The sequence below is a fragment of the Klebsiella sp. K-Nf6 genome (assembly GCF_002806655.1).
Classification (GTDB): domain Bacteria; phylum Pseudomonadota; class Gammaproteobacteria; order Enterobacterales; family Enterobacteriaceae; genus Klebsiella; species Klebsiella variicola.
Window position 1 is genome coordinate 194,017 of sequence record NZ_PIBN01000008.1, and the last position, 13,292, is coordinate 207,308.

Genomic DNA, 13,292 nt, shown 5'->3' on the forward strand with positions numbered 1-13,292 from the left:
CGTGGATGCGTTAAAACATAAACAAAAAATATTAACACCCTAACTACATTCCATTGGCGATAAAAAAAAGCTATCCCATACACCTCTCTCTCTCATCCTTAAGAACGATGGATTTCTGTTTTTTTTCACTTATACCCTTAACAGGATGCCCATTAACTTTCGCCGCGGCGTAATCCTGTGATGACGCCTGGCCTGCTGTTGCCAAAATAATGTGAGCAGCCCCCTTTGAGCGGGCGCCATTAGCCGCCCGGCTATCGTTCTTCCGGGCGATAGCCGGGACCTGGCGCGCTTTTTAAGGTAATCGGAAATCCCATTACAGGAGAGTGCCGATGGCGAGAGTCGTGGTAATTACCGGCGGTGGAACCGGAATTGGCGCCGCCTGCGCGCGGCTGATGTGCGCCGCGGGCGACCGGGTGTTTATTACCGGGCGGCGCGAAGCGCCATTGCAGGCTGTCGCCGATGAGACCGGCGCCACGGCGCTGGTGGGCGATGCCGCCGACGGCGAGGTCTGGCGTCAGCGACTGCTGCCGGCCATCCTCGACCAGGCTGGCGGGATCGACGTGCTGATCTGCAGCGCCGGCGGGATGGGCAACAGCCCCGCTGCCGAGACCAGCGACAGCCAGTGGCGCGAGGCGCTGGACGGCAATCTCACCAGCGCGTTCGCCAGCGTTCGCGCCTGTCTGCCTTCGCTGATTGCCCGTCGCGGCAATGTGCTGTTTGTCGCCTCCATCGCCTCGCTGGCTGCCGGGCCGCAGGCCTGCGGCTACGTCACCGCTAAACACGCCTTAATCGGTCTGATGCGCTCCGTGGCTCGCGATTACGGCCCACAGGGGGTACGCGCCAATGCTATCTGTCCCGGCTGGGTTACGACGCCGATGGCGGATGAAGAGATGCTCCCGCTGATACAGGCGGAAGGGCTATCGCTGACGGAGGCTTATCAGCGGGTCTGTCGCGAGGTTCCGCTGCGCCGCCCCGCCAGCCCCGAGGAGATAGCCGAGGCCTGTCAGTTTCTCTGTTCGCCGCAGGCCGCCATCATCAGCGGCGCCACGCTGGTCGCCGATGGCGGCGCCAGTATCGTCGATGTTCCCACTCTGGCGTTTGCCTAACGCCCTACTCTGCTCAGGAGCCCACATGACTTCAGAAGCCGTATTTATCCAGGTCGGCGCGCTGGCCGATGGTTTTGCCCCGCACGGCAACCTGCTGGCTACCGCCAGCCTGCCCGCAGGCGAAACCTTTACCTTTTATGTCGCTGGCAGTAAGCCGCAGCAGTTGGTTATCGAAGATGACCAGACGCTCAGCTGGAACGGCAAGCGCGCCCCCTGGCGAGCAACCGCCCTGCGCCCCGATATTCTGTTCATCGACTTCCTTGACCCGGAGCACGATAACGCCAGCATCAGCGCGGTATGCAACCTGACGCAGCGCAATGCCACCCTGGTCTACGGCCAGCTGCCGGACGAAGCCGCCGCGCGGCTGGACGCCTTCAGCCGGGTGGAGCAAGGCCTGCCGCTAACCGCGGTAGAGGCACGGTTTGTTTTTGCCCGCCTGGATGAGCAGCCGGGGCCGCTGCCAGGCTTTACCACTGCGTTGGTCGGGATGCGTAATCAGTACACCTACAGTCCGACCGAGCGTTATGAGCATATTTATCTCAACGATAATTTTTACGCCTGGCAATGTCTGGATGGCGTGGAAAAGGGGCTGGCGGATGTCGATCGCTGCCACTATGTGCAGGTGGCGGAGGAGCTCTATCTGTTCGTCTGGCGGGAGAAAATCATTCCCACACTGGGGGTGATCCTGATCGATCTGCAGCAGATGCGCACCGACGGTAAGATCATGGGCTATCAGGGCAGCGATTTTGGCGCCTTGAGTAATTTCCCGGTCGGCGCGAGCGCGAAGATCCTCAACGTCACCCGCCATCAGGAATAAAGGGGCGTCGCCGGGCACGCTTTCAGGCACCACACCCGTCATTTCGCCGGGTGGCGGCTGACGCCTTACCCGGCCTACCGGGGCCTCTCACAGGAGCACACCGCGTAGGCCCGGTAAGCGCAGCACCACCGGGCGATGGCATTAGGCACGGAGCCGCTTTAGTGCCGGGTGGCGGCTACGCCTTACCCGGCCTACCGGGGCCTCTCACAGGAGCACACCGCGTAGGCCCGGTAAGCGCAGCGCCACCGGGCGATGGCATCAGGCACGGAGCCGCTTTATTGCCCTTCTCCCTCTCCCCGCCGGGGAGAGGGGTTGACTCAGGCGCTGGCGCTGTCCAGTCGCGCCACTTGCTCCGCGCTCAGGCTCAGCGCCGCCGCGCGGGCAAAACTCTCCACCTGAGCCACGCTGGTGGCGCTGGCGATCGGCGCGGTCACGCCTTCGCGGCCGATCAGCCACGCCAGCGCCACCTCTGCCGGTTTCACGCCCTGCTCGTCCGCGACCGCCACCAGGGTATCGATAATCCGCATCCCGCGTGGATTCAGATACTTACCAATCCCGCTTCCGCGCTGGCTCTGCGCCAGATCCGACGGCTGGCGGTACTTACCGGTTAAGAACCCAGAGGCCAGGCTGTAGTAGGTCACCACCCCGATATCGCGGCTGACGCAGAGATCGCACAGCGCGCCTTCAAACGCGGAGCGGTGGTAGAGGTTATATTCTGGCTGCAGCACCTGCCAGGCAGGCAAGCCGCCTTTACGCGCTACCTCCAGCGCCCCCGCCAGCTGCATCGCATCCAGGTTAGAGGCCCCCATCGCGCGGATTTTCCCGGCCTGCTGCAGGCTGTGGAAAGCCTCCAGCGTTTCCGCCACCGGGGTTTGCGGATCCGGCCAGTGGGAGAAATAGAGGTCAATATAGTCGGTATTAAGGCGGCGCAGGGAGTCGTCTACCGCCTGTTGGATCCAGGCTTTGCTGAGCCCTTTATGGCCGGGGAGGCCTAAATCGGAGCCGACTTTGGTGAAGATTTTGACCTTATCACGCATGCCGGGGCGCGCCTGCAGCCAGCGGCCGATGATGGTTTCGGATTCGCCGCCCTGGTTGCCTTCCGCCCAGCGGGAATAAACATCCGCCGTATCGATAGCGTCAAATCCGTGGTCAACAAAAGCATCAAGAAGAGCAAAACTGGTTTTTTCATCGATGGTCCAGCCAAAGACGTTGCCGCCAAAGACTAATGGGGCGATGGAAAATCCGGTTTTGCCCAAGGGACGTGTCATCATGCCGAGTACTCCTTAGCTTATATTCTGCTTCCCTCAGGTAACCGCAGGGGTCAGGAGAGGAGGTGATTGGATAATCAGAAAAGGAATCTTACGGCGGGCGCTCCACGCCCGCAGGTACACTCAGACATTATGTCCCGGAATAAACATCAAAGCTAAAATATTTGCCGGCTAATTTTTTATAGGTGCCGTCGGCAAGAATCTTCGCAATCGCGCCGTTAATTTCCTGACGCAGTGCCTCATCGTCTTTACGCAAGCCGATCGCCGCCCCGGCGCCAAACAGCGTATCGTCCTGCAGATGGCCGCCGACAAAGGCAAATTCCTTACCCTGCGGCTGCTGCAGGAAGCTGTAGTCGGCCATCATCCCGGAGAGCACCGCGCCGTCGATGCGCCCGGACTCCAGGTCACGCACCACGCTATCGGCCCCCTGGTAGGCCACAATGTTAATCCCCTGCGGCCGCCAGTGCTGGTTAACATAAGTTTCCTGCGCCGATCCCTGCTCCACGCCGATGGTTTTGCCCTTCAGCTGTTCCGGCGTATTGCCCTGCAGGGTATTTTTACGCGCCACGAGGAACACCGGCCCGTTATATAGCTTGTCGCTAAAGGCAATCTGCTCTTTGCGCTTCTCGGTCATGTACATCCCGGAAAGGATCGCGTCGAATTTACGCGCCTTCAGCGCCGGGATTATGCCGTCGAAATTGCTTTCCACCCACACGCATTTCGCCTGCAACTGCTGGCAAATGGCGTTGCCTAAATCGATATCAAACCCCGCCAGCTTGCCCTGCGGATCTTTCCATTCAAACGGCGCGAAAGTCGGGTCGACGCCGAAGCGGATCTCCTTTCCCCCTTCGGCCAGCGCCGACGTCGACGCCATTAATGCCAGCCATAGCAACAGTGATTTTTTCATTCGCGTTCTTCTCCTGAGATTAGCGACAGTGCTTTTCCACCAGGCGGGCGAACAGCGTCGCGCCGGTGGTGATAATGTCATCGTTAAAGTCGTAGCCGGGGTTGTGCACCATGCAACCGCCCTTCTCCCCTTTCTCACCGTTGCCGAGCAGGAAGTAGCTGCCCGGGCGTTCGCGCAGCATAAAGGCGAAATCCTCGCTGGCGTTCATCGGCGAGACCGACTCCAGAACCCCCTCGCGGCCAAACACCTCCAGCGCCAGCGCCCGGGCGAAATCGGTCTCTTCGGGACTGTTGGTCAATACCGGGTAGGAGTCGTACACCTCCACTACGCTGCTGGCGCCATAGCTTTTGGCGGTAAATTCAGCGAGCTCGTGAATACGCTTGATCAGCAGGTCGCGAATGTCCGGCTTCATCGCCCGCACGCTCAGCTCCATCACCACGCTCTCCGGAATGACGTTGGAGGCGATACCAGCCTGGAAGGTGCCGACGCTGACCACTGCCGTTTCCCCCGGCGGCACGTTGCGCGCCACGATGCTCTGCAGGGCCATCACCAGCGCCGCACCGGCGACGATCGGGTCGACGGTTCGCTCCGGATGGGCGCCGTGGCCGCCGTAGCCGGTAATCGTAATTTTGACGGTGTCCGCCGAGGCCATAAAGTTGCCGGCATAGAAGCCCAGCTTGCCCACCGGCAGCCCTGGCATGTTGTGCAGACCAAAGATGCGTTCGCAGGGGAACTGCTCGAACAGGCCGTCTTTAATCATTAAATCGGCGCCGCCGATAGCCTCTTCTGCTGGCTGGAAGATCAGATGCACCGTGCCGTTAAACTGGCAGGCCGGCGAGGCGATATATTTCGCCGCCGCCAGCAGAATGGTGGTGTGGCCGTCATGCCCGCAGGCGTGCATTTTTCCAGGTACCGTACTGGCCCAGGGCAAATCAGTAGTTTCATGGATCGGCAGCGCGTCCATATCGGCGCGCAGGCCAATAGTACGCGGCGAGTCGCCTTTGCTCAGGCTGCCGACGACGCCGGTTTTACCGAGGCCGCGGGTGACCTGATAGCCCCACTCCGTCAGCTTGCTGGCGACCAGTTCGCTGGTATTAAACTCTTCAAGACTTAATTCCGGATTGGCATGTAAATAATGACGGATAGAAATCATTTCCGCTTCCGTCGCTTTAATTTCTGGAATTACATAATCACTCATGCCGTTCTCCGGGAAATAAATTAAGAACTTAACACGGTATCGTGGTGGAAACTTTATGCAAGCAGCATTTCTAATAGCTGGAATGAACTCATCTTATTTAATAATCCGCACATTACAGAGTAATAAATAATCAAAATAGTGAAATTTAAAAATAAACGTTTATTTTATGGAGGATTTACCGTTATTTAACCTACCATTCCTGACCATATTCAGATTTAAATAAAATAAACGTGTATGAAATTACAGACGCTTTTCCTCGCCGCCATCGTCACGCTGGCGGGCTGCAGCGCGCAGGGCGATACCGCCAGTCAGCAGCGGGCCAGCATCCAGAAGATGCGCAGCGAAACCCTCAACAAGCTTTACGCCCTGCAGCCTGAGGCCCGCAGTGATATTCAGCATGCGAAGGGGTATGCGGTGTTTGCTAATAACAGCAGCAAGATCCTGCTGTTCGGATTTGGCAGCGGCTACGGCGTGGTGCGGAATAAGGCCACCGGGAAGGACACCTATATGAAAATGGCCCAGGGCGGCGCCGGCCTGGGGATGGGGATTAAGCAGCAGCGCACAGTGCTGGTTTTCCATGATAAAGCGGCCCTGGAGACCTTTATCCGCCAGGGATACATGGTTGGCGCCGATGCGAACGCCGCTGCAAAATATGATGACAAAGGCATCGCGCCGATCGCCGCCTCCACCAGCGGCGTGGCGTCAGATACCGCCTCCCTGCCCTCGAAGGTCAACGTCTACGACCTGACCGAAAAAGGGCTGGCCGCCCAGGCAATGATCAATGGTTATAAATACTGGCCGGATGATGCGCTGAACCCGTAGCTTTCATGTCCGCACGGTCATCGTGCGGACCGTATTTGCTCGCGGCCCAACGGCGCAAACTGCTAGCCTGGTCACACTCCCTCTCTTTTCTTTTTTACTTTGTTTCCTCAGTTAACTATGTTGTTGTCACTTTCTATGGCAAACGTAACCACGAGGTCACATCATGAATCCACGTCCCAGCCGGATCGCCTGGGGGATTAGCCTGGCAATGACAGGCATTCTCGCACTCTGCGCACCACTGGCGGTCAACGCCGCCGACAATGCCATCTCTGAGATAGCCGCCAAAGTGGTGCCCTATCAGACCACGCCCCGTGTCTTTGTCCTGACGGATATTGGTAACGAGCCCGACGATCAGATGTCGCTGACCCGCTTTTTACTCTACGCCAATGAAATGAACATTGAGGGGCTGGTGGCAACCACCTCAACCTGGCAGCGGGAGAAAGTCCATACCGATATGATTGACCTGGTGCTCGGCCATTACGGTGAGGTACAGCCTAATTTATTGAAACATGCGGCAGGCTTCCCGACGCAGAGTCAATTGGAAAAGGTTGTCGCCCCCGGGCTTGCGGGTTACGGTCTGGCCGCCACTGGCAAGGGGAAGAATACCGCTGGCTCCGACCTGTTGGTTCGCGCCATCGAAAAGAGCACTGATACCCATCACCCGCTCTATATCAATCTGTGGGGCGGTGCCAATACGCTGGCACAGGCATTACAAGATCTGAGCGCAAAACATCCAGCCAGCACGGTAGCCGCTCTCACCGGCAATCTGGTGGTTTATTCGATTTCCGATCAGGATGACGCAGGTTTCTGGATCCGTGCGCACTATCCGGCAATCACCTATATCGTCGATCCCTCCAGTCAGAATGGTGAAGACTACGCTCGCGCCACCTGGACCGGCATCAGCGGCGATAAATATTATCGCAACGCGCCAGGAGCGGATTTCACCACCGTCTCCCAGCACTGGCTGGATCAAAATATCCGCAGTAAGGGGCCGATGGGTAAAGGCTATCTGCAGTATTTGTTTATTATGGAAGGCGATACGCCCGCCTTCCTTGGGCTCATCCGCAACGGTCTTAATAGCGAGCGAAATCCCGGCTGGGGAGGCTGGGGCGGGCGTTACATTGTCCGCCAGCCCCAGCATGAAACACGTCCAGTCTGGAGCAGCGGCGGCGATTTTTATCCAGGCAACCCGAATGCTGCCGATACCGTGACCGGCGTCGACGGAAAGCAGTACACGTCCAATCAGGCAACAATCTGGCGCTGGCGCGAAGCTTTTCAGCATGATTTTGCTGCCCGTATGGACTGGACTATCAAAGATTATGCTTCAGCCAACCACAATCCACAGGTGGTGGTTAACGGCGACAGCGGGCAGGCAGCACTACTGCTGACGACCACCGTGGGGGAAACCCTGAAGCTGAGCGCCGAGGGCAGCAAAGATCCGGATGGTAACATGCTCCATTATCAATGGTTCCTCTATCCGGAAGCCGGCTCCGCCAGTTCGCAACCGGTGGCGGTAAGCGATGTTCAGGGCCGTCGCGGTGAGGATAATCTGCAGGCGCCGGCAGTGCTGGCCCTGAGTGAACAAAGGCAATCGCGCACCGAGGTCAAAGCGTTACGCCAGGGCACCGAACACCTCATCCTCGCGGTGACGGATAACGGCACGCCCGCACTGACCTCCTATCGCCGGGTGATCGTCACCGTCAACTAGTCCTGCTGGCGTCCACCACTTTTCCAGCCCGCACTCACACGGGCTGGATGATATGATGAGGCCTCGACTCATGGTCATTAAGGGCGGAATCGCGTGGACTACCGACAGCAGATCCTCAATATCTTGCACAGTGAAAACGAATCGCGGGCGGAGATGACCCGGCGTCTGGGCGTCACCAAAGCGTACATCACTAAACTGACCGCCCGACTGCTGGAAGAGGGCTTAATCGAAGAGCGGGATGTGAAGGATACGTCGTTTGGTCGCCCACAGCAGTGCCTGGCCGTCAAAGAGGGCTATGCCTGGAGCATCAATATTATGTTGCGCCGGGGGAGCTTTCAGGCAACGCTGAACGACTATCGGACGCTGAACGCCCCGCTGGCCAGCGAGCAGTTCAGCCTGCCGGACATCATGACGCCCGACGAACTGACCCAGTTTATTGCCAAAGGTGTCCAGGCGCTATGTCTGCAGGCCTCTCTGGCAGTTGAGCGTATTAACGTGGTGAGCATTGCGCTGCAGGGCGGAATTGAGCATACCACTGGCGTAGTGCGCTACTGCCCCCTCTTCCCCGATGAAAATATTACGCTGATGGCGCACATTGAGCAGCGTCTCGGCCTTCCCACCCGCATTTATAATATCGCCCACTGCACGACCTATCTGCTGGCTAAACGCTGGCCGGGCCGCTCCTGGATCGCGTTTATGCCGGGTTTTGGTAGTCTCGGTTTTGGCTATTGCACTCACGGTGTACCGGGACTGGGCGAGAACGGGTTTTACCCGGAAATTGTCCACTTGCCTTATGAGGGTGGTCTGGAGCAGGCGTTTAATGTGAACCCGGCGAATAAGGTGGCCGGCATTCAGAAAACCGCTAACGCCCTGTACTTCGCCATCTGCTGCACTGCGCCGATCCACAACATACGGCTGGTTATCGCCACTGGCGAACTCTTTGAAGATTATGGCGACGAGATTTTGCCATTGACGCAGCAGATGCTGGCCGCCAGTCCAAACCGTCATATTCGCGAGATTACCTTACACCACGACAAAACCGGACATAACTATGGCTGGCAAGGGCTGGTCCAGCTCAGCTCCGATGCCATCACCGCGCAGCTGGCGTAAAAAAACCGGATCAGGTGTTCCCTGACCCGGCGTCGCAGAAAAGCGCATCGAGCAGCGCGTTTAGTGGCCGAGGGCGCCGCTCACCAGAATCGAGGTGATGATCCCGGTCGCCGCGGCGATCAGCACATAGTTACCGTCGATATAGGACCAGTGATGGCCTTCCGGCGGGCGCGGCAGGCCGCGGTCGCTCCAGTCGCGGACGCGATATTCATCGCCACGGAACGACGCCGGAGCCGGGTGGCCTTTACGGAAATCGTTACCGCGCCAGGCGAAATGATCCTGCTCATGACGCCCCTGATCGCGATTGTCATGACCGTCGCGATCCGGGCCACGCTGGTCATGGTCGCCCTGATGATGCGCGTCAGGTCCGCCCTGCGGCGCATGCCCATCATGGTCCTGGCCGTTCTGCCAGACCGTTGGCTGCCCCGGGCGATGGCCGTCGTTCGGGCCATCGGCAAAGGCCGGGACGCTCAGCACACACGATAAAATTACTGCCAGAGAAATCATCTTTTTCATAGTACACCTCCTGATTGAGGTCTTTTGTACCGGGAAAATGTGAAGAAAGAGTGAGTATCTGGTTAACCAGGATGATTCCTGGTATCGTCGGCTATCGGGAAAAGGTGGTGCTGATGGCGGGGCAATAAAAAAGGCCGCTCTCGCGACCTCTATTCAGACGGGTAAAAGGACTTATTCAGTCACTTTATTTTTTAACTCTTCGGCGCCGGTTTTGGTTTTATCCCAGCCCTTTTCTGCACCAGATTTGGTGGCGTTCCAGCCTTTTTCACTGGCCTCTTTGGTCTTATCCCACCCCTTCTCGGTGCCTTCTTTGGTCTTGTTCCAGGTTTTCTGCGCGCCTTCGCTCACCTGGCTGCCGACGCTGTCCTGCTTGCCTTCGGCGGCGTGTTTCGCCTTCAACTGCTGCTCTTCGCCCTCATGCTGGGCCTGGTGCAGCTTCTCTTTGGCGGTGTTGGCGTTGGCATTCGCCGCCGCGACGGTATCATCTGTTGCATGTGTTGTCGCAGCAAAAACCGGAGCTGCAACCAGAATAGCCGATAACGCAATCATTGCTTTTTTCATAATATCCTCTCTCACGTGTCGTGTTATGAGTCGCATTCAGGATGGCACAACGAACCGGGGATGACATTAGGAATTAGCCTGAAAAACGTCTTCGACCTCCAGCCATGGCAGAAAATGCTGCCGCCGCGCGCGCCCTGTCGGCGTTGGCATAATTTCCAACATGTTTGTTACATTTTATGAAATTTGCCCTTGATATACTTGCCGTTGATGTTCATTCGAGAATACTTCTCAGAATCATTATATTTATAAATTGGCAAACGGAACTCCTTTTATGGCAAGAAAATCAGTAAGATCGCTGTTGCTTACTGCGCTGATCGCGACTCCCCTCTTCAGCTATGCGACCCAATATCCCCTGACGGTCACCGACCTTGACGGCCGGCAGGTCACCCTGTCCAAAGAGCCGCAGCGTATTATTTTGCAGGATGGCCGCGACATTATGACCCTCGCCCTGCTGGACCGGGACAATCCGTTTAAACGGCTGGTGGCATGGAATAATCTGGCGAAAAAGCAGGACGTTGCCACCTGGCAGATGCTGAAAACGACGTGGCCGCAATCGGCCACGATCCTTGACATGGGCTTCAGCGACAAAGGGAATGTCGATCTTGAAAGCGTCATCGCCCGTCAGCCGGATCTGATGATCGCCCAGCTACGCGCCAGGCCAGCGCTGATGGAGAGTGGCGTCATCGACAAGCTCAGCGCCCTGCACGTTCCGGTGCTGTTTGTCGACTATGAGATCGACCCGGCGAAAGATACCGCCCCCAGCATCGACCTGCTGGGCAAAGTCCTTAACCGCGAGAGCCAGGCCAAAGCCTTTACCGATTACTATCGTCAGCAGCTGCAGACGATTCGCCAGAAAACCGCGGCCATCACGCCGAAGGCCAACGTCTTCGTGGAAGCGCTGGCCGGCAACAGCGACGCCTGCTGCTTTACCCACGGCCACAGCGGCTGGGGCGGGCTGGTGGAGGCGGTCGGGGCGAACAATATCGGTTCGCAGCTGCTGCCTGGCGCCTCCGGGTTCGTCTCGCTGGAGAAAATCATCAGCATGAAGCCCGACGCCTGGATCATGACCGGCTCGAAGCGCGGCAACAGCCAGGTGCTGCCCCTGGGCTATGAGGTTAAGCCGGAGGCGGTGAAGGCCCAGGCGCAGACGCTGCTGGCGCGACCTGGGGTCAGCCAGATCCCGGCGGTACAGGAAAAGCGGGCCTATGGCATCTATCACCACTTCTATAACCACCCGTGGAATATTGTCGGCATAGAATACCTGGCGAAAGATATCTACCCGCAGGCCTTCGGCGATCTCAACCCGGATGAGACTTACCATTATATCGTGCGCCATTTCACCGACCTGCCGGACCAGCCGTTCGTCTTCTCCTGGCAGCAGAGCGAGTAATCCGGCATGCGTTTAACCTCCGACTCCGTGCTCGACGGGCTGCCCGCCGGGACCTCTGGCGTGATAGATGATTATCGCCGTATCCTGCGTCGCCGCCTGCTGCTGATGCTCCTGCTGGCGCTGTTGATTGTCGCGTCGCTGCTGCTCGATTTTATGCTCGGCCCCTCCGGTCTGCCGCTGCAGAGCCTGTGGCAGACGTTAACCGATCCGGCCAGCGCCGATCCGGGCACGCGCGCCATCGTCTGGGATATCCGTCTGCCCTATGCGGTGATGGCGATTATCGTCGGTCTGGCGCTGGGACTGGCCGGCGCCGAAATGCAGACCATCCTCAATAACCCGCTGGCCAGCCCGTTTACCCTGGGCGTCTCCTCGGCTGCGGCGTTTGGCGCCGCGCTGGCGATTGTGCTGGGTATTGGCCTGCCCGGTATTCCCGGCCAGTGGTTTATCTCGGCCAACGCCTTTATCTTCGCCCTGCTGGCGGCCCTGCTGCTGGACGGCATCACCCGCTGGACCCAGGTGGCCACCTCCGGCGTCATCCTGTTCGGCATCGCGCTGGTCTTTACCTTTAACGCCCTGGTCTCGATGCTGCAGTTCATCGCCAACGAAGACACGCTGCAGGGGCTGGTGTTCTGGACCATGGGCAGCATCGACCGCGCCTCCTGGAGCAAAGTCGCCATCCTGCTGGTCGCCCTGGCGCTGGTGATGCCCCTGTCGCTGCGCAGCGCGTGGAAGCTGACCGCCCTGCGGCTGGGCGAGGATCGGGCCATCAGCTTTGGCATTAACGTTCGCCGTCTGCGCCTGACCACGCTGCTGCGGATCAGCATTCTGTCGGCGCTTTCGGTGGCTTTTGTCGGGCCAATCGGCTTTATCGGCCTGGTGGCGCCGCATATTGCGCGGATGCTCTTCGGCGAAGACCATCGCTTTTATCTGCCCGCCAGCGCACTGATCGGCGCCCTGGTGCTCTCCCTGGCCTCCATCGCCTCGAAGAACCTGATCCCGGGGGCCATTATTCCGGTGGGGATCGTCACTTCCCTGGTCGGGGTCCCGTTCTTTTTGAGCATTATTTTACGTCATCGGGGGCAGGTATGAGCGACCAGACGTTATCCGGGCTGTCGCTGTCTCACTTCAGCGCCGGCTACCCCAGACGCAAGGTGATCGAGAACCTGACGGTTCCCCATCTGCCGCGCGGGAAAATCACCGCGCTGCTGGGGCCAAACGGCAGCGGTAAATCAACGTTAATGCGGGCGATGGCAGGGCTAGGACCCTGCCGCGGCGAGCTGCGGCTGGAGGGAGAAAATCTGCTGACGCAGCCGTTCTCACGTCGCGCAGAGCAGGTGGTCTATCTTCCGCAGACGCTGCCCGCTGGCGTGCATCTGCATGTGCTGGAGTCGATTATCGTTGCCCAGCGCGCCGCCGGAGGACGCCACAGTCCGCAGCACCAGGAGGAGGTGATGGCGCTGCTGCGACAGCTGGGGATTGCCCACCTGGCGATGAGCTACCTCGATCAGCTTTCCGGCGGGCAAAAGCAGTTGGTGGGTCTCGCCCAGTCGCTGATCCGCCAGCCGCGCCTGCTGCTGCTCGACGAACCGCTCAGCGCCCTTGACCTCAACTACCAGTTTCACGTGATGGATCTGGTGCGCCGGGAGACCCGACGGCGCAACATCGTGACCCTGGTGGTGGTGCACGATATCAATATTGCCCTGCGTCACGCCGACCACGTGCTGATGCTCAAGGCGGGCCAATTGCTCGGCGACGGCACCCCGGCCGCGGTCATCACCCCCGAGACTCTGGCGGCGGTCTATGGGGTCCGCGGGCGTATTGAACCCTGTTCGCAGGGGGTGCGGCAGGTGATTATTGACGGCCTGGTGGACAGCGAGGCCTGACTGCGG

At 58.9% G+C, this 13,292-nt stretch carries 13 protein-coding genes; 8 read left to right on the top strand and 5 right to left on the bottom strand.

Going from position 1 to position 13,292, the window contains the following annotated elements:
- Positions 1-329: 329 nt before the first annotated feature.
- Together CWM61_RS15555 and CWM61_RS15560 are read left to right on the top strand one after the other, a co-directional pair.
- Positions 330-1,106 (top strand): SDR family NAD(P)-dependent oxidoreductase, encoded by a 777-nt coding sequence (locus CWM61_RS15555; RefSeq protein WP_100631511.1) that lies wholly within the window; start codon positions 330-332, stop codon positions 1,104-1,106.
- A gap of 25 nt (positions 1,107-1,131) precedes the next feature.
- A complete protein-coding gene (locus CWM61_RS15560) occupies positions 1,132-1,923 on the top strand; it encodes a MoaF C-terminal domain-containing protein (protein WP_100631512.1) in 792 nt (263 codons plus the stop codon).
- A gap of 317 nt (positions 1,924-2,240) precedes the next feature.
- Here the strand turns inward: CWM61_RS15560 and CWM61_RS15565 are convergent, their stop codons facing one another.
- The 3 genes from CWM61_RS15565 to CWM61_RS15575 all read right to left on the bottom strand — a co-directional run bounded on the left by CWM61_RS15565 (position 2,241) and on the right by CWM61_RS15575 (position 5,296).
- Positions 2,241-3,194, bottom strand: coding sequence for an aldo/keto reductase (locus CWM61_RS15565; protein WP_100631513.1), 954 nt, complete (start codon positions 3,192-3,194; stop codon positions 2,241-2,243).
- Positions 3,195-3,321: 127 nt separating this feature from the next.
- Positions 3,322-4,098 carry an ABC transporter substrate-binding protein gene (locus CWM61_RS15570; RefSeq protein ID WP_074386652.1) on the bottom strand — a complete coding sequence of 259 codons (777 nt, stop codon included), beginning with the start codon at positions 4,096-4,098 and terminating at the stop codon, positions 3,322-3,324.
- Between the two features lie 19 nt (positions 4,099-4,117).
- Positions 4,118-5,296 (bottom strand): M20 aminoacylase family protein, encoded by a 1,179-nt coding sequence (locus CWM61_RS15575; protein ID WP_100631514.1) that lies wholly within the window; start codon positions 5,294-5,296, stop codon positions 4,118-4,120.
- Positions 5,297-5,836: 540 nt separating this feature from the next.
- On the opposite strand from CWM61_RS15575, the gene CWM61_RS29890 reads away from it, so the two are divergent.
- From CWM61_RS29890 to CWM61_RS15590, 3 genes are all read left to right on the top strand, one after another.
- Complete coding sequence (locus tag CWM61_RS29890; protein WP_229588915.1) at positions 5,837-6,118, top strand: YSC84-related protein; 282 nt, start codon at positions 5,837-5,839, stop codon at positions 6,116-6,118.
- Between the two features lie 163 nt (positions 6,119-6,281).
- Positions 6,282-7,826: a DUF1593 domain-containing protein gene (locus tag CWM61_RS15585; RefSeq protein WP_227521383.1), complete on the top strand. Its 1,545-nt coding sequence runs from the start codon at positions 6,282-6,284 to the stop codon at positions 7,824-7,826.
- Positions 7,827-7,919: 93 nt separating this feature from the next.
- Positions 7,920-8,936, top strand: a complete 1,017-nt coding sequence (locus CWM61_RS15590) for an ROK family transcriptional regulator (RefSeq protein WP_100631515.1) — start codon at positions 7,920-7,922, stop codon at positions 8,934-8,936.
- A 60-nt stretch (positions 8,937-8,996) separates the two neighbouring features.
- Here CWM61_RS15590 and CWM61_RS15595 read toward each other — a convergent pair whose 3' ends face one another.
- Together CWM61_RS15595 and CWM61_RS15600 are read right to left on the bottom strand one after the other, a co-directional pair.
- Entirely contained in the window at positions 8,997-9,452 is a 456-nt protein-coding gene (locus tag CWM61_RS15595) for an RcnB family protein (RefSeq protein ID WP_061155450.1), read from the bottom strand.
- A gap of 171 nt (positions 9,453-9,623) precedes the next feature.
- Positions 9,624-10,013 (bottom strand): hypothetical protein, encoded by a 390-nt coding sequence (locus CWM61_RS15600; RefSeq protein ID WP_061155451.1) that lies wholly within the window; start codon positions 10,011-10,013, stop codon positions 9,624-9,626.
- Positions 10,014-10,284: 271 nt separating this feature from the next.
- Here CWM61_RS15600 and CWM61_RS15610 point away from each other — a divergent pair, with 271 nt between their 5' ends.
- From CWM61_RS15610 to CWM61_RS15620, 3 genes are read left to right on the top strand one after another with little or no spacing between them, the layout of a single operon-like run.
- Complete coding sequence (locus tag CWM61_RS15610) at positions 10,285-11,403, top strand: ABC transporter substrate-binding protein (RefSeq protein ID WP_100631516.1); 1,119 nt, start codon at positions 10,285-10,287, stop codon at positions 11,401-11,403.
- Between the two features lie 60 nt (positions 11,404-11,463).
- Positions 11,464-12,492: a FecCD family ABC transporter permease gene (locus tag CWM61_RS15615; protein WP_165784186.1), complete on the top strand. Its 1,029-nt coding sequence runs from the start codon at positions 11,464-11,466 to the stop codon at positions 12,490-12,492.
- Positions 12,489-13,286, top strand: coding sequence for an ABC transporter ATP-binding protein (locus CWM61_RS15620; protein ID WP_074386657.1), 798 nt, complete (start codon positions 12,489-12,491; stop codon positions 13,284-13,286). The genes CWM61_RS15615 and CWM61_RS15620 overlap by 4 nt, the downstream gene beginning before the upstream one ends.
- The last annotated feature ends 6 nt before the right edge of the window (positions 13,287-13,292 follow it).